Below are 15,845 nucleotides of genomic sequence, written 5' to 3' on the forward strand. Positions count from 1 at the left end.
AACCCCCAGGACGCCGCGGCGAGGAGATCCGCCGCACACCACTCAGAGCTGGTCGACCGCCGTGACCCGCAGGACCGCACTGCCGGCCTCGTCGGAGGCGGCCAGGTCCACCTCCGCGCTGATGCCCCAGTCGTGGTCGCCCGCCGGGTCGTCGAAGATCTGCCGCACGCGCCACACCTCCGGCTCCTTCGAGATCATCAGCATCGCCGGTCCGCGCGCGTCCGGGCCGATCCCGATCGAGTCGTGCTGCTCGTAGTAGGACTCCAGCGCGGCTTCCCACTCGATGTCGTTCCAGCCGGACGCCGCGTCCAGCTCCCCCAGCTCCGCGTACGCGCGCCGGGCCGCCAGCTCGACCCGCCGGAACATCTGGTTGCGCACCAGTACCCGGAACGCACGCTCGTTGGCGGTGACCGGCGGCGGTTTCTCCGGCAACGCGGCGGCCGCGACCGGCTCCTCCCCCGGGTGCCGCAGCGCCTCCCACTCGTCCAGCAGGCTCGAGTCGACCTGGCGCACCATCTCACCGAGCCACGCGATCAGGTCCTCCAGCGGCTCGGTCTTCGCCTCGTCCGGCACCGTCCGCCGCAGCGCGTCGTAGGTGTCGGCCAGGTACCGCAGCACCAGGCCCTCCGAGCGCGCCAGCGAGTAGAAGTTCACGTATTCGACGAAGTTCATCGCCCGCTCGTACATGTCGCGGACGACCGACTTCGGCTTCAGCTCGTAGTCCGCGACCCACGGGTGCCCGCGCCGGTACGTGTCGTACGCCGCCTCCAGCAGGTCCTGAAGCGGCTTCGGGTAGGTGACGTCGTCGAGCAGCGCCATCCGCTCCTCGTACTCGACCCCCTCGGCCTTGAGCGCCGCGACGGCTTCGCCGCGAGCCTTGAACTGCTGCTGCGACAGCACCGGCCGCGGATTCTCCACTGTGGACTCGATCACCGACACCACGTCCAGCGCGTACGCCGGGGACCCGCTGTCCAGCAGTTCGATCGCGGCCAGCGCGAACGGCGACAGCGGCTGGTTCAACGCGAAGTCCAGCTGCAGGTCCATGGTCAGCCGCACGGTCCGGCCCTGGTCGTCCGGTTCGGACAGCCGCTCCACCACACCCGCGGCGACCAGCGCCCGGTAGATCGCGATGGCGCGGCGGATGTGCTTGCGCTGCGACGGCCGGTCCTCGTGGTTGTCCTCCAGCAGGTGCCGCATGTGGGCGAACGCGTTGCCCGGCCGCGAGATCACGTTGAGCAGCATCGCGTGGCTGACCTGGAAGCTGGACGTCAGCGGCTCGGGCGGCGACGAGATCAGCCGCTCGAACGTGCTCTCGGTCCAGTTGACGAACCCCTCCGGCGCGCTCTTGCGGACGATCTTGCGCTTCTTCTTCGGGTCGTCGCCCGCCTTCTGCAGGGCCTTCGCGTTCTCGACCACGTGGTCCGGCGCCTGCACCACCACGTACCCGTCGGTGTCGTACCCGGCCCGTCCGGCGCGGCCGGCGATCTGGTGGAACTCGCGGGCCTTGAGGTGCCGCTGGCGCACCCCGTCGTACTTGGTCAGCGCGGAGAACACCACCGTGCGGATCGGGACGTTGATGCCCACCCCGAGCGTGTCGGTCCCGCAGATCACCTTCAGCAGCCCGGCCTGCGCGAGCTGCTCGACGAGCCGCCGGTACTTGGGCAGCATCCCGGCGTGGTGCACGCCGATGCCGTGCCGGACCAGCCGGGACAGGGACTTGCCGAACCCGGCGGAGAACCGGAAGTCGCCGATGGCCTCGGCCAGTGCGTCCTTCTCGGCGCGGGTGGTGACGTTGATGCTCATCAGCGCCTGCGCCCGCTCGATCGCCGCGGCCTGCGAGAAGTGCACCACGTACACCGGGGCCTGCCCGCCGGCGAGCAGCTCGGTCATCGTCTCGTGCAGCGGCGTGAGCGCGTAGCGGTAGGTCAGCGGCACCGGGCGCTGCGCCGAGGTGACCACCGCCGTCGGGCGGCCGGTGCGGCGGGTCAGGTCCTTCTCGAAGAACGTGACGTCACCCAGCGTGGCCGACATCAGCACGAACTGTGCGTGCGGCAGCTCCAGCAGCGGCACCTGCCAGGCCCAGCCGCGGTCGGGCTCGGAGTAGAAGTGGAACTCGTCGGCCACGACCTGGCCGACGGGCGCGTCGGCCCCGTAGCGCAACGCGATGTTCGCCAGGATTTCCGCGGTGCAGCAGATGATCGGGGCATCCGGGTTGACGGCGGAGTCACCGGTCATCATGCCGACGTTGTCGGCACCGAAGATCTCGATGAGCTGGAAGAACTTCTCCGAGACCAGTGCCTTGATGGGCGCGGTGTAGTAACTGCGCTTGCCGTGCGCGAGAGCGGTGAAGTGCGCGCCCACCGCGACCAGGCTCTTCCCCGATCCGGTGGGGGTGGACAGGATGACGTTCGCACCGGAGACGACCTCGATCAGCGCCTCTTCCTGCGCCGGGTACAGCTCGAGCCCGCGTCCGGCCGTCCAGGCCGAAAACGTCTCGAACAGCGTGTCTGGGTCGGGATCCGCAGGCAGGAGGTCTGAAAGGCTCATCGTGGGTACCATCGTGCCATTCGCGGCCGCAGAGCGGATGGGGCCCATCGCGGCCGGTCCCGTCAAGCCGTAGGCTTCCCACACACAGGTGTAATCCGGAGGGCTGGCATGGCACAGGACATCGTCCCGATCGAACTCGGGCTGCCGCAGGGGGACCTGGTGACCCTTTGGGCCCCGCGCTGGCGGGAGGACGGTGAGGAGTGGGAGGCGTTCCTCGGCGACGAGGACGACCTGTACGCCTTCCCCGACGCCGCGCACCTGGCCGCGTTCGTCCGGACGGCCGAACAGCACGACCTGATCGACCACCCGGCGTGGGCCGCGGTGCCCGCGCTGAACGTGCCGGAGCTGATCCCCGACGACGACCACTCCTACGACCTCGTCGGCGTCCCGGAGCTGGTGGCCGAGGACCCGGATTCGTGGACGATCAGCGAGCTGGCCGAGATCGTCGGCATCGTGCGGTCGCTGGCCGACGTCTGCGAGCTGGACGAGGTACACGAGATCCTGGACGCCACCGAGGGCTTCTCGCTGCTGGAGCAGGGCAGATTGCCGTTCACCGGCCGCGAGGGCGAGCGGCTGTGGAACGACCTGTCCGAGGCGGTGTCCGAGAAGTGGGACACCGTGCTGGACGCGATCGACGGCCTGGTCACGGTGCCCGATGTGGACGCCGGCGTGCTCGAGCAGACCGCGGAGGAGCTGGCCACGTTCCTGGAGGAGTCCGCGGAGGCCGAGGTCGAGTCCGAGCAGGCCGACGAGGACCTGGACACGGTCGAGACCACCGACGGCGACCAGGACGAGGAGGAGGACGAGGAGGACGTGCCGACCGGTTTCTGGGCCGAGGTCGGCATCGACCCGATCAAGATCATCACCGTCGGCCACGAGTACTACTCGCTGCGGTGCTACCTCGACGACGAGCCGGTCTTCCTCGGCAGTGCGGGCAAGATCGACGTGTTCAAGTCGGAGAAGGCGCTGGGCCGCGCGCTGGCCGACGGCAACGCCTTCGCCGACAACGACCTGGCCGAGGTGTCCACTTGGGACGCCGTGCTGTCCCGGGCGACCGCGGGCGAGCTGGAGGTCGAGGTCGATCCCGAGAACACCTACGTGCTGGCGGGCCTGGACGAGGACCTCGCCGCCGGGCCGGACGCGATCGACCCGACCCAGCTGGACCTGGCGGTCGAGCTGCTCACCGACGCGGCGGACTGGGCCGGTGACGACTCGACGGCCGCCGCACTGTCCACTTCGGAGAGCCTGGGCTGGCTGGTGTCGTTCGTGCTGAAGCCGGACCCCGGCCGGCTCGCGCCGAGCGCACCGTTCGACACCGAGCAGAGCGAGTGGCGCAAGCTGGTCGAGGCGTTCGAGAACCGGCTACGGGTCCACTGAGTCACCCGGGTCCGAGCAGGCGCGCCGCGTTCCCACCGAGGACCGCGGCGCGCGCTGTGTCCGTCCGGCACCGACAATCATGATTCCTCCGGGAATCGTGGGTTCCCGGCCGGTGTTGGTGCCTGACATGGTGGGAAGGTCACGCGATGCTGATCGGTGAGCTGGCCCGGCGCACGGGCACGAGCGACCGGCTGCTGCGGTACTACGAGCGCGTCGGCCTCCTCGCGGCCGACCGGCGGGACAACGGGTATCGCGAGTACGACGCGGGTGCCGTCGAGCGCGTGCAGCAGATCCGCGAACTGCTCGCCGCCGGCCTGCCGACGCGGGAGATCCGGCGGATCATCGACTGCGCCCACCCGGACGGCAGGCTCGACGCCTGTCCCGGCGTGCTGGACACGCTGCGCGCCCGGCTGACCGAGCTGGACGCCCGCGCCGCGGAGCTCACCGCCGCGCGGGCCGCCCTGCGTCAGGCCATCACGACGACCGAGTCTCAGCGCGAACGGGCGTGAGGCCGATGGCCAGCACCGGGAAGATCGCGGCCACGCAGAACGCCAGCGCGTAGCGCGAGTCGCCGATCACCAGGCCCAGCAGCGGCGGGGTCAGGGATGCCGCGACGTTCTGGGCGGTGTTCTGCGCGCCCATCGCCCGGCCCGCCCAGTCGATCCCGGCCAGTTCGGCCGAGGCGGTGAACCCCAGCCCGTTGTCCGCGACCGTGATCACCGCGGCCAGCGCCAGGGCGAGCAGCACCACCCACGACCAGCTCACGTCCCCGACGGCGACCAGCAGCATGACCGCCGCGCTCGCCACCGCCAGCTGCCGCATCGGCCGCAGCCTGCTGCCCACGCGGTCGGACCAGTAGCCGGAGACGAGCCGCCCCGCCGCGCCCAGCACCTGCACCACCGCCAGGAACCAGCCCGCGGACAGTGCGCTCCACCCGTGCTCGGACACCAGGTAGATCGGCGCGAACGCGGACACCGCGAACTGCGGGACCACCAGCAACGTGCTGGCGCCGTGCAGCCGCCACAGGGCCGGCCTCCGGTAGGGGGACGCGGGTTTCGGAGCGCCCGCCTTCTTCACCGGCCGCGGCGGGTCGATCACCAGCCAGGCGACCAGCGCGGCCACCACCAGCCCGAAAACCCCGGGGAACAGCACCGCCGCCGCAAAGCCCGCGTGCTCCGCCAGCGGCGGCAGGGCCAGCGCCGCGATCCCGACACCGAGCGGCTGCGCGGTCTGCCGGATGCCCATGGCGGTGCCGCGTTCGTCCGGCCCGAACCAGCCCATGACCGCCCGCCCGCTGGCCGCGTTCACCGACGCGGTGAGCGCCCCGGCGAGCAGGAACAACCCGAACAGCACCCCGGTGGACGGCATGACCAGCCCCGTGACCAGCAGCAGCACCGACGACGCGCCCAGGCCCAGCGCCATCACCACGCGCTCGCCGTAGCGGTCGGCCGCCGCGCCCCACGCGATCAGCGTGAACAGCAGGCCGATGCTGGGCGCGGCGACGATGGTGCCGGCCTGCGCGAGCGTCAGGCCGGCCGTCCGCATCGCGGGCACCAGGAACGGGATGCCGAAGAGGAACGAGCAGCTCGCGGTCTGGGCCGCGAGGCCGAGCGCGAGGATGCCCCACCGGCGCCTACTCCTCGTGTCCACCGCTGCTGCTCGGCTCATCGCGACCGTCCCAAGATATGAGAAGAACTTCCTACATCTTGGACTTTACTTGCTGCGGCTAACGATCACAAGCGGCTTTCACAGCAGCTCCGCGTAGCCGGGTTTGATCACGTTGTTGATCAAGTCGAGTCGTTGATCGAAATCGAGGAACGCCGACTTCATCGCGTTGATCGTGAACCACTGGAAGTCGGCCCAGCCGTAGCCGAACGCCTCCGCGAGTGCGGCGAACTCACTCGACATCGTGCAGCCGCTCATGAGCCGGTTGTCCGTGTTCACCGTCACCCGGAAGCGCAAGTCCGCCAGTAGCCCGATCGGATGGTCGGCGATCGACGCCGCCGCACCCGTCTGGACGTTGGATGACGGGCAGATCTCCAGCGGGATGCGGCGGTCGCGGACGTAGCTCGCGAGCCGGCCCAGGTGGACCGTCCCGTCCGGATCGCGCTTGATGTCGTCGACGATTCGCACGCCGTGCCCGAGCCGTTCCGCGCCACAATGCTGAATCGCCTCCCAAATCGACGCGAGCCCGAACGCCTCACCGGCGTGAATGGTGAAATGCGCATTGTTGGTGCGCAGGTATTCGAATGCGTCGAGATTGCGGGTGGGCGGGAATCCCGCTTCCGGTCCGGCGATGTCGAACCCGGCCACACCGGCGTCCCGGTAACGCACCGCGAGCTCGGCGATCTCCGCCGCGCGCGCGTGCTGACGCATCGCACACAACAAAGTACCCATTCGGATGACTTTTCCCTGCTGAGCGGCTCGGCGCTCACCCTCCGCAAACCCGGCCTGAACGGCCTCGACGACGGCGTCGAGCGACAGCCCGCGCTCGACGAACAGCTCCGGCGCGTACCGCACCTCGGCGTACGCGACACCGTCCGCGGCGAGGTCCTCCACGCACTCCCTGGCGACCCTGACCAGGGCTTCTTCGGTCTGCATGACGCCACAGGTGTGCGCGAAGGTCTCCAGGTAGGACTCCAGGGACCCGGAGTCGGCCGCCTCGCGGAACCAGCGGCCCAGCTCGGCCACGTCGGTGGTGGGCAGATCGCGGTACCCCAGCGCGTCGGCCAGTTCGGCGACGGTCCCCGGACGGAGTCCTCCGTCGAGGTGGTCATGGAGCAGGACCTTGGGCGCGCGGCGGATGTTTTCCGTGGTCAGGGGCGCGGGAGTGGAGTTTCCGGACATGCTCCGACGGTACCCCGGAAGCGGTCACCCACCCGGTCTCGCGCGCTACCAACTCTCAGCCTCCACTCAAGCTTCAGGCCGCTTGTTTCGGGCCCGGCGGGCCGGGCTGGACGCGCCCGCCTTTACGGGGGCGATACCCCGGGAATTTCGGCAATGGTTAAGCTTCGCCCACGTCCCTCTTTCCCCGCCGACGAAGGACATCGAAGTGACCACTGATAACCACATTGGAGCTCCGTCCTTCGACCGGATGCGCAACATGCTGGTGCGCGCGGCCGAAGTCCGCGAGAGCGAGCAGCAGCAGATCTTCGACGCGCTCGATGACATCTACGCGCGGCTGGCTCCGGTCGACTCGCTGGGCGCCGTGCGCAAGCGCCTGTCGGAGCTGCCCGACCGCACCGAGGTCGGCGTGCTCGCCGAGCGCCTGGACGAGGCGATGTCCCGCCTGGAGGCGCAGGACAACGCGCTGGCGGACCTGGCGCGCGCGGTGGAAAGCATCGTCGACAAGCTGGCGAAGCCGTTCGCCCAGCTCGACGGTCGTCTGGACGGCGTGGCCGCCCGGTTCGAGGGCGTGGCCGGCCGGATGGACGGGCTCGAGGACAAGCTGGAGAACATCCACCGCCGCCTGGACGACCTCAACGGTCACCTGGACAAGCAGGACGCGAAGCTCGACGCGCTGCCGCAGGCCGTGCACGGCCCGGTCAAGGAGCGCATCGAGATGGCCGAGTCCATCCTGCGCGACCGGGTCGACTCGGGGCTGGGCGAGCTGCGCGAGCGGGTGGAGAACGGTGCCGGCGAGCTGCGGGAGCGGGTCGACAACGGCCTGTCCGCGCTGCGCGGCCGCGTGGACGAGGCGGACGCCCAGCACCGGGAACGCGTCGAGGCGGCCACGCAGTCGCTGCGCGGCGCGATCGACGAGACCGCCGAGATGCTGGACCCGACCGAGCGGCTGGAAGCGCTGTCCGCACGGCTGGAAGAGATCACCGGCCGCCTGGACAACCTGGCCGGCCGGGTCGACAAGGTCGACGAGGGCGTGGCCGCGCAGTTCGGCGACCTCGGCGGCGCGGTGAAGAGCGGCTTCTCGCGGGTCGAGGGCACGCTGGCCAGCCGTCCGGACACCGAGTCGGTCGGTTCGCTGGTGCGGCGCAGCAACGAGGAGTCCGAGCGGCGCATCGGCGGTCAGCTCGACGAGGCGATGGCGACGTTCGCGGAACTGATGCTCGGCGGCGGCCCGTCCGTCCCGCAGATCGCTCCGCCGCCCCCGGTGCAGCGCCAGCCGCGCCGCGCCCGCAACGGCCGGGCGCCGAAGAACGCGGACGTGAAGACCAAGCCCGAGGGCGACGACTCCGACGCCTGAGTACCGCTTCCCCGGAAAGCCCCGGCACGCTGGTTCGTGTCCGGGGCTTTCCGCATGTTCTAGGGTGAGCGCCATGCTGCGACTGGGGATCACCGTGCTCGGAGTGGACGACCTCGAGCGTGCGACCGCGTTCTGGTCGGCGGCGCTCGGCCTGACCAGAAGCAGCGAGTGGGAGAACGAGAACTGGCGCACGCTCAGCGACCAGCGCGGCCCGGTCCTGGGCCTGATCCGCAGTGAGACGCCCGTGCAGCGGCATCCCCGGCTGCACCTGGACCTGTTCGCCGACAACCGTGCGGAGCAGGTGGCCGAGGTCGCGCGCCTGGTGTCGCTGGGCGCGACCGAGGTGGACTGGGACAGCTACCCGGCCGACCCGGACTTCGTGGTACTGGCCGACCCGGAGGGCAACATCTTCTGCGTGGTGGACCTCAGCCACCCGGCGTCAAGCTGACCCCCACCCCCACAACGGCGAACACCCCGCCCACACCAGCAAACACGCCGCGCCCAACGGGTGGTGAGTTGGCCGGTCCGGTGGCTGAGCGCCGCGTGACGGTGGGGATCAAGGGGCGTGGACCCGGTCCAGGATCAGCGGGCCCGGGGTGGGTGGCGTCGCGGTGATGTCCAGAGCGCCGGCGAGCGCTTCGCGGGCGGCGGGGACCGCGTCCGGGGTGTTGGTGTGCAGCTCCAGCAGGGGCTGGCCGGCCGAGACCCGCTCGCCCGGCTTCGCCAGGCACCGGACGCCGGCGGCGTGCTGGACCGGGTCCTCGCGGCGGGCGCGGCCGGCGCCGAGGCGCCAGGCGGCGACTCCGACCGCATAGGCGTCCAGCCGGGACAGGTAGCCCGATGAGGACGCTTCCACAACCGCGACGTGCGCGGGCTTCGGCAACGGCGCGGCCGGATCACCACCCTGGGCGGCGATCATCCGGCACCACGTTTCGTACGCTTCGCCGGAGGCCAGCACCTCGGCCGGGTCCACCCGGATGCCCGCGAGGGCCAGCATTTCCCGCGCCAGTGCCAGCGTCAGCTCGACCACGTCGGCCGGCCCCCCGCCTTGCAGGACCTCCACCGCCTCCGCGACCTCGATCGCGTTGCCGACCGCCGCGCCCAGCGGCGCGTTCATGTCCGTCAGCAACGCGGTCGTGGCCACGCCGTGCGCCGTCCCGATGTCGACCAGCGTCCGCGCCAGCTCCACCGCGTCCGCACGCGATTTCATGAACGCACCGGAGCCCGTCTTCACGTCCAGGACCAGCCCGGCCGAGCCTTCCGCGATCTTCTTGCTCATGATCGAGCTCGCGATCAACGGGATCGACTCGACCGTGCCCGTGACGTCCCGCAGCGCGTACAGCTTCCGGTCCGCCGGCGCCAGCCCCTCGGTCGCCGCGCAGATCACCGCGCCCACGTCGTTGAGCTGCCGGGTGATCTCGTCCACCGGCAACGACGCCCGCCAGCCCGGGATCGACTCCAGCTTGTCCAGCGTGCCGCCGGTGTGGCCGAGCCCGCGCCCGGACAGCTGTGGCACCGCCGCCCCGCACGTCGCGACCAGCGGGGCCAGCGGCAACGTGATCTTGTCACCGACCCCGCCGGTCGAGTGCTTGTCCACCGTGGGGCGGTCCACCCGCAACGACAACCGCGCACCGGAGTCGATCATCGCGCCGGTCCAGGTCGCCGTCTCCCGCGCGTCCATCCCGCGCAGGAACACGGCCATCGCGAGCGCGGCCATCTGCTCCTCGGCCACCTCGCCCCGGGTGTAGGCGTCGACCACCCAGCGGATCTGCTCGTCGGTCAGCGCTTCGCCGTCCCGTTTGGACCGGATGACGTCGACCGCGGCAAACGCTTTCACGGCAGGTCCGCCGGCCCGAACGCGTCGGGCAGCACCGAGGTCATCGGCAGGATCCCGGACGGCGTGTCGACCAGGCAGGCACCGCCGCCCAGCTCGAACAGGATCTGACGGCACCGGCCGCACGGCATCAGCAGGTCCCCGTCGCCGGATCGGCACGCCACCGCCACCAGGCGGCCGCCGCCGGACAGCCGCAGCTGCCCGGCCATCGTGCATTCGGCGCACAGGCCCAGGCCGTAGGAGGCGTTTTCCACGTTGCAGCCGACGACCACCCGGCCGTCGTCCACCAGCCCGGCCACGCCCACGTGCAGGCCCGAGTAGGGCGCGTACGCGCTCTTCGCCGCGACCACGGCCCGAGCGCGCAGCGCCTCCCAGTCGATCTCGCTCACTGGTCCCCCTCCCCGCGGCGGTACCGCGCACCGGCGGCCTTCGGCGGCCGCAACCGTTGCGAAGCCACCGCGAGCACGATCAGCGTCACCACGTGCGCGGTGTACGGGGTCAGCTCGCTCGGCAGCGAGTCGTTGGACCAGTAGATCCAGTACAGGACCCCGGCCCCGGCGACACCCAGGGCCGCGGCGATCCACTGCCGCCGGATCAGCTGCACGACGACGATGACCACGAGCAGCAGCACCACGCCGTACAGCAGCGCCAGCACCGCCTTCCCGCCACCGGAGAGCTGCAGTCCGTCCGCGTACCCGAACAGCGCGGCACCGCCGAGCAGGCCGCCCGGCCGCCAGTTGCCGAAGATCATCGCGGCCAGACCGATGTAGCCGCGGCCGTTGGTCTGGTTCTCCAGGTAACCGCCGCCGCCCTGCAGCAGCACCAGCGCGGCGCCACCCATGCCGGCCAGACCACCGGAGACGAGCACGCCGAGGTACCGGTGCGCGTACACGTTGACACCGAGCGATTCGGCCGCCACCGGGTTCTCGCCGCACGAGCGCAACCGCAGCCCGAGCCGCGTCCGCCACAGCACCAGGTAGCTCAGCGGCACCAGCAGGATCGCGATCATCGTCAGCGGCGCCACCCCGGTCACCAGCCCGTTGAGCAGGCCGGCCGCGTCCGAGACGAACACCCGCTGCTGGTTCTCCAGGCCGGTGAGCCAGTTCGACAGGAACGTCGCCGAGTAGGTGTCGAAGGTCGGCACGGTCGGCGACTGCCGTGGGTTGCCGGACAGCGGCTCGAAGATCAGCGTCGCCAGGTACTTGGCCACACCGAGCCCGAGCAGGTTGATCGCCACACCGGAGACGATGTGGTTGACGTTGAACGTGACCGTGGCGATGGCGTGCAGCAGGCCGCCCAGCGCGCCGAACACGATCGCCGCGCCCAGCCCCGCCCACGGGCCGCCGTGGTAGGCGCCCCACGCCGCCCCCCAGGTCCCGAGGATCATCATGCCCTCGAGACCGATGTTCACCACGCCACCGCGCTCGGACCACAGGCCGCCGAGCCCGCACAGCAGGATCGGCAACGCGAGCCGCAACGCGGTCTGCGCGGTGTTGGTCGAGGTGAGCGTGTTGACACCGGTGAAGTACGACGCGGTGGACAGCACCGCGACGATCCCGATCGCCCACAGGACACCCCGCGCCCACCCGGGAATCCGGCGACGCCGCGGTGCGGGCGGCACCGTCATCGGCGCCTCGGCCTCGGTCGCGAGACTCATACCGCGCCCCCTTCACTCACCGACGCGGGCCGTCCGCCGGACAGCGCGCGCCCGACACGGCGCTGCGCGGCGGCCAGGTCGGCCCGCTTCACGATCTCGTACGCCACGACGACCGACAGCACGATCGCGCCCTGCATGATCGTCGCGATCTCCTTCGGCACGTCGACCTGCTCCAGCGACACCGCCGACTTGTCCAGGAACGCCCACAGCAGCGCGCCGAGCGCGATCCCGCCGGGGTGGTTGCGGCCCAGCAGCGCGACCGCGATACCGGTGAAGCCGTAACCCTGGGTCGAGGTGATGGCGTAGCTGTAGTCGCGGCCGACCAGCTCCGGGATGGCGACCAGACCGGCGACCGCGCCCGAGAGCAGCATCGCGATCAGCGTCATCTTCTTCGCGTTGACCCCGCCGGCGGCCGCCGCCGTGGCCGACTCGCCGCCGGCCCGCAACTCGAAACCGAACCGGGTGCGGTTGAGCATGAACCAGTACGCGAACCCGATCACCGCCGTGATGACCACGAACCCGAACAGCTCGCCGCCGCCGACCGGGATGTCCGGCACCCGGCCGGACGGCGCGATCTCCTTGGTCTTGAGGTTGTTCCCGGTCAGCACACCGAACTGGTCGGGGTTGATCAGGAACGCGACGATGCCGCCGACGATCGCGTTGAGCATGATCGTCGAGATGACCTCGCTGACCCCGCGGGTCACCTTCAGGATCGCCGGCACCGCCGCGTACAGCGCGCCGGCCACCAGGGCGACCGCGATGATGAACACGACGTGGATGACCGGCGGCAGGGCCACGGCGCCGCCGACGATCGCGGCGACGACGCCGGCGAAGCGGTACTGGCCCTCGACACCGATGTTGAACAGGTTCATCTGGAAGCCGATGGCGACCGCGAGCCCGGACAGGTAGTACACCGTCGCCAGGTTCACCGTGTCCACGGCGGTCGTGCCCTTGCCGAGCTGACCGATCATGGTGCCGTAGGCCCGCAGCGGATCGGCTCCGGAGATCAGCAGCGCGATCGAGCAGATCAGCACCGAGAAGACGATCGCGAGCAGGGGCGGGAGCACCTTGGTGCGCCAGGAGGTCACGCGGCTTCCTCCGCTCCGGTCATGGCCGAACCCAGCTCGGTGGGGGTCACCGTGGCCGGGTCGGCCTCGCTCACCAGACGTCCGCGCAGCATGACGCGGATCGTGTCGGACAGGCCGATCAGCTCGTCGAGGTCGGCGGAGATCAGCAGCACCGCGAGCCCGTTGTGCCGCGCCCTGCGGATCTGCTCCCAGATCAGCGCCTGCGCGCCGACGTCGACCCCGCGGGTCGGGTGCGAGGCGATCAGCAGCACCGGCTCGCCGGACAGCTCGCGGCCGACCACCAGCTTCTGCTGGTTGCCACCGGAGAGGGCGGCCGCCGGGACGTCGATCCCGGGTGTGCGGACGTCGTAGTCGGTCACGATCCGCTCGGTGTCCCGGCGGGCGCCGGGGATGTCGAGCAGCTGCCCCTTCGACACCGGCCGCCGGGTCTGGTAGCCGAGGATCCGGTTGGCCCACAACGGCTGGGTGAGCAGCAGGCCGTGCCGGGTGCGGTCCTCGGGCACGTAGCCGATGCCGGCCTCGCGGCGGGCGAGTGTGCCCAGCCCGGTGAGCCCGCGGGCGGTGCCGTCGGCGCCGACCAGCTCGATCGTGCCGCCGGTGGCCTTCCGCATGCCCATGATCGTCTCGACCAGCTCGGTCTGCCCGTTGCCCTCCACACCGGCGATGCCGAGCACCTCGCCCGCGTGCACGGTGAAGGTGACGTCGTCGAGCACCGCCCGCGCCGTGTCGTTGCCACCGCCGGCGACCAGCCGCAGCCCGGACACGCGGAGCACGTCCCGGTCGGTCACCGTGGACTCGCGCGTCTCCGGGCTGGGCAGCTCGGAGCCGACCATCATCTCGGCCAGCTCGCGGGAGGAGATCCGCTTCGGATCGGCCGTGCCGACGGTCGTGCCGCGCCGGATCACCGTGACCGTGTCGGCGATGGCACGCACCTCGTCGAGCTTGTGCGAGATGAAGATGAACGTGAAGCCCTCGGCCTTCATCGCCCGCACGGTGTCGAACAGCGCGTCGACCTCCTGCGGCACGAGCACCGCGGTGGGCTCGTCGAGGATGACGATCCGTGCACCGCGGTAGAGCACCTTGATGATCTCCACGCGCTGCCGGTCCGCCACGCCCAGCGTCTCGACGAGCGCGTCCAGCGGCGCGGACAGGCCGACCTGCTTCTCCAGGTCGGCCAGCTTCGCCCGGGCCGCGCGCCCGATGCCGTGCAGGTTCTCGGCGCCGAGCAGGACGTTCTCCCGCACGGTGAGGTTGTCGGCGAGCATGAAGTGCTGGTGCACCATGCCGATCCCGGCGCGGATCGCGTCCTGCGGGTTGCGCAGCCGGATCTGCTCGCCGTTGATCGCGATGGTGCCCTCGTCCGGCGGCTGCATCCCGTAGAGGATCTTCATCAGGGTGGACTTGCCGGCCCCGTTCTCGCCGCAGATGGCGTGGACCTCGCCGGATGCGACGGTGAGGTTGATGTCGGAGTTGGCGACCACGCCGGGAAAGCGTTTGGTGATGCCGCGCAGTTCGACGGCCGGTGGTGAGCTGGTCATGAGACCCCCGGAAACGGCGTACGGGGCCCGGGAAGGGGTCACCCTCCCGAGCCCCGGACGCGGCTGGACGATCGGTTACTTCTGCGGCGTGGTCGGGACCTTGACGGTGCCCGAGATGATCGCCTGTTTGTAGCCGTCGAGCTGCGGTTTGATGTCGTCGACCTGGCCACCGGAGGTGGAGTAGCCGACGCCGTCGACCGCGAGGTCGAACCGCTTGGGCAGCGAGCTCAGCGTGTTGCCGGCCAGTGCCTGGATGTAGTCGAACACGGCCACGTCGACCCGCTTGAGCATGGAGGTCATGATGACGTTCTTGTACTCGGCGACGGTCGCCTGGTTGTACTGGTCGGAGTCGACGCCGATGGCCAGGCCCTTGGCCGCGCTCGCGGCCTGGAAGACACCCTTGCCGGAGGCGCCGGCGGCCTGGTAGACGACGTCGGCGCCGGCGGAGAACTCGGCGGCGGCCTTGATGTTGCCCTTGGCCGGGTCCTGGAAACCGGTGTTGTCACCGGCCGGGGTCAGGTAGTCGCTGCTGATCTGGACCTTGTTCGAGGCGGCCTTCGCGCCCGCGATGAACCCGGCCTCGAACTTCTGGATCAGCGGGGTGTTCACGCCGCCGACGAAGCCCACGTGGCAGTTCTTGCTCTTGTAGACCGCGGCGACACCCACCAGGAAGGAGCCCTGCTCCTCGGAGAAGACCAGCGGGGTGACGTTCGGCGCGGTCACCGAGTCGTCGTCGACGATGGCGAACTTGGTGTTCGGGAACTTCGGCGCCACGGCCTGCACAGCGCTCGCGTAGGCGAAGCCGACCGCCACGATCGGGTTGTACCCGTCGGTGGCCAGCTGGCTCAGCCGCTGCTCCTTGGCGGCTTCGTCCTCGGTCGGGGAGGCGGTGCTCTCCCGGACGTCCTTGACGCCCAGTTCGCTCTTGGCCTTGTCCACGCCCGCGGCGGCGGCGTCGTTGAACGACGCGTCGCCCCGGCCCCCGATGTCGAACGCGAGCCCGACCCGCAGCGCGCTGGCGTCGACCTTGGCGCCGGCGGCGCTCGAGCTGGTCGACGTCGCGCTGGCCGCGGGGGCCTGTGCCGTGACGCAGGATCCGGCTGCGGCGTTGTTGTTGTTGCTGCTCCCGCTGGTGCCGGAGTCCTTCGCACACCCCGCCAGCGCGAGCGCCGCCGCCATGGCGGTGGCGGCCAGTGTGGTGGCACGCGTCTTACGCACCCTGTCTCTCCCTCCCCGCTGGTGTACCAGCGGACCCGAGAACGACCCGGCTCAGCTGCCGGGCTCGACGGGCGAACCGTACCCGCCGGTGAGCAAATAGCCATGCCAGAGCCACGCCACGTAACCTAAATGTTTGCTTTGCCGCCCGGCACGGCGATAGTTCAATCACACCGGGTCACCCCCCGGTTCGAGCGGGCGAGATCCACCTCACTCCGGGACGTTCGCTCACCGTGTTAATGCGGGTGAGAGCTACGACACGCGTACGGTGTCTGGTCGATCACACACACCAACCACAGGTTGAGTGCGGTATGGCGAGCAGGTCTAGCATCCCCTTTATCCAAGCTCGATGGCCTTGAACACCCCCCGCCGGGGCGCCTGCGAAGTC

At 70.5% G+C, this 15,845-nt stretch carries 13 protein-coding genes; 4 read left to right on the forward strand and 9 right to left on the reverse strand.

All coding sequences use genetic code 11. The features are described 5' to 3' along the window. Window positions 1–42: 42 nt before the first annotated feature. Complete coding sequence (locus FHX45_RS12130; protein WP_167100203.1) at window positions 43–2,547, reverse strand: DEAD/DEAH box helicase; 2,505 nt, start codon at window positions 2,545–2,547, stop codon at window positions 43–45. Between the two features lie 108 nt (window positions 2,548–2,655). Here FHX45_RS12130 and FHX45_RS12135 point away from each other — a divergent pair, with 108 nt between their 5' ends. Both FHX45_RS12135 and FHX45_RS12140 read left to right on the forward strand, forming a co-directional pair. After that, window positions 2,656–3,924, forward strand: coding sequence for a primosomal protein (locus FHX45_RS12135; protein WP_167100206.1), 1,269 nt, complete (start codon window positions 2,656–2,658; stop codon window positions 3,922–3,924). 146 nt (window positions 3,925–4,070) lie between these two features. Then, window positions 4,071–4,433 (forward strand): MerR family transcriptional regulator, encoded by a 363-nt coding sequence (locus tag FHX45_RS12140; RefSeq protein WP_167100210.1) that lies wholly within the window; start codon window positions 4,071–4,073, stop codon window positions 4,431–4,433. Here FHX45_RS12140 and FHX45_RS12145 read toward each other — a convergent pair. Next, a complete protein-coding gene (locus tag FHX45_RS12145; protein ID WP_167100212.1) occupies window positions 4,399–5,592 on the reverse strand; it encodes an MFS transporter in 1,194 nt (397 codons plus the stop codon). The two genes, FHX45_RS12140 and FHX45_RS12145, sit on opposite strands and share 35 nt — an antisense overlap. A gap of 78 nt (window positions 5,593–5,670) precedes the next feature. Continuing rightward, on the reverse strand, window positions 5,671–6,771 hold the full coding sequence (locus FHX45_RS12150) for an adenosine deaminase (protein ID WP_167100215.1): 1,101 nt from the start codon (window positions 6,769–6,771) through the stop codon (window positions 5,671–5,673). 205 nt (window positions 6,772–6,976) lie between these two features. Here FHX45_RS12150 and FHX45_RS12155 point away from each other — a divergent pair, with 205 nt between their 5' ends. Together FHX45_RS12155 and FHX45_RS12160 are read left to right on the forward strand one after the other, a co-directional pair. Further along, window positions 6,977–8,125, forward strand: coding sequence for a PA containing protein (locus FHX45_RS12155; protein ID WP_341771436.1), 1,149 nt, complete (start codon window positions 6,977–6,979; stop codon window positions 8,123–8,125). Window positions 8,126–8,198: 73 nt separating this feature from the next. After that, window positions 8,199–8,573: a VOC family protein gene (locus tag FHX45_RS12160; protein WP_167100218.1), complete on the forward strand. Its 375-nt coding sequence runs from the start codon at window positions 8,199–8,201 to the stop codon at window positions 8,571–8,573. Between the two features lie 108 nt (window positions 8,574–8,681). On the opposite strand, the gene FHX45_RS12165 is transcribed toward FHX45_RS12160, so the two are convergent. The 6 genes from FHX45_RS12165 to FHX45_RS12190 form a co-directional block, all read right to left on the reverse strand. After that, window positions 8,682–9,962, reverse strand: coding sequence for a thymidine phosphorylase (locus FHX45_RS12165; RefSeq protein WP_167100221.1), 1,281 nt, complete (start codon window positions 9,960–9,962; stop codon window positions 8,682–8,684). Continuing rightward, a complete protein-coding gene (locus FHX45_RS12170; RefSeq protein WP_167100224.1) occupies window positions 9,959–10,348 on the reverse strand; it encodes a cytidine deaminase in 390 nt (129 codons plus the stop codon). Before FHX45_RS12170 ends, FHX45_RS12165 begins: the two co-directional genes overlap by 4 nt. Continuing rightward, a complete protein-coding gene (locus tag FHX45_RS12175) occupies window positions 10,345–11,616 on the reverse strand; it encodes an ABC transporter permease (RefSeq protein WP_167100227.1) in 1,272 nt (423 codons plus the stop codon). Before FHX45_RS12175 ends, FHX45_RS12170 begins: the two co-directional genes overlap by 4 nt. Beyond that, entirely contained in the window at window positions 11,613–12,704 is a 1,092-nt protein-coding gene (locus FHX45_RS12180) for an ABC transporter permease subunit (RefSeq protein ID WP_167100229.1), read from the reverse strand. The genes FHX45_RS12175 and FHX45_RS12180 overlap by 4 nt, the downstream gene beginning before the upstream one ends. After that, a complete protein-coding gene (locus FHX45_RS12185; protein WP_167100232.1) occupies window positions 12,701–14,242 on the reverse strand; it encodes an ABC transporter ATP-binding protein in 1,542 nt (513 codons plus the stop codon). The genes FHX45_RS12180 and FHX45_RS12185 overlap by 4 nt, the downstream gene beginning before the upstream one ends. Before the next feature lie 75 nt (window positions 14,243–14,317). Next, window positions 14,318–15,421: a BMP family lipoprotein gene (locus FHX45_RS12190; RefSeq protein ID WP_167108812.1), complete on the reverse strand. Its 1,104-nt coding sequence runs from the start codon at window positions 15,419–15,421 to the stop codon at window positions 14,318–14,320. Window positions 15,422–15,845: the final 424 nt, after the last annotated feature.

The organism is Amycolatopsis granulosa (genome assembly GCF_011758745.1).
Taxonomy (GTDB): domain Bacteria; phylum Actinomycetota; class Actinomycetes; order Mycobacteriales; family Pseudonocardiaceae; genus Amycolatopsis_E; species Amycolatopsis_E granulosa.

Excerpts from the sequence above, each read along its gene's own strand:
- FHX45_RS12160 (WP_167100218.1), top strand. The coding sequence starts at position 8,199 with ATGCTGCGACTGGGGATCACCGTGCTCGGAGTGGACGACCTCGAGCGT.
- FHX45_RS12150 (WP_167100215.1), bottom strand. The coding sequence starts at position 6,771 with ATGTCCGGAAACTCCACTCCCGCGCCCCTGACCACGGAAAACATCCGC.
- FHX45_RS12175 (WP_167100227.1), bottom strand. The coding sequence starts at position 11,616 with ATGAGTCTCGCGACCGAGGCCGAGGCGCCGATGACGGTGCCGCCCGCA.
- FHX45_RS12185 (WP_167100232.1), bottom strand. The coding sequence starts at position 14,242 with ATGACCAGCTCACCACCGGCCGTCGAACTGCGCGGCATCACCAAACGC.
- FHX45_RS12145 (WP_167100212.1), bottom strand. The coding sequence starts at position 5,592 with ATGAGCCGAGCAGCAGCGGTGGACACGAGGAGTAGGCGCCGGTGGGGC.
- FHX45_RS12135 (WP_167100206.1), top strand. The coding sequence starts at position 2,656 with ATGGCACAGGACATCGTCCCGATCGAACTCGGGCTGCCGCAGGGGGAC.
- FHX45_RS12190 (WP_167108812.1), bottom strand. The coding sequence starts at position 15,421 with ATGGCGGCGGCGCTCGCGCTGGCGGGGTGTGCGAAGGACTCCGGCACC.
- FHX45_RS12130 (WP_167100203.1), bottom strand. The coding sequence starts at position 2,547 with ATGAGCCTTTCAGACCTCCTGCCTGCGGATCCCGACCCAGACACGCTG.
- FHX45_RS12140 (WP_167100210.1), top strand. The coding sequence starts at position 4,071 with ATGCTGATCGGTGAGCTGGCCCGGCGCACGGGCACGAGCGACCGGCTG.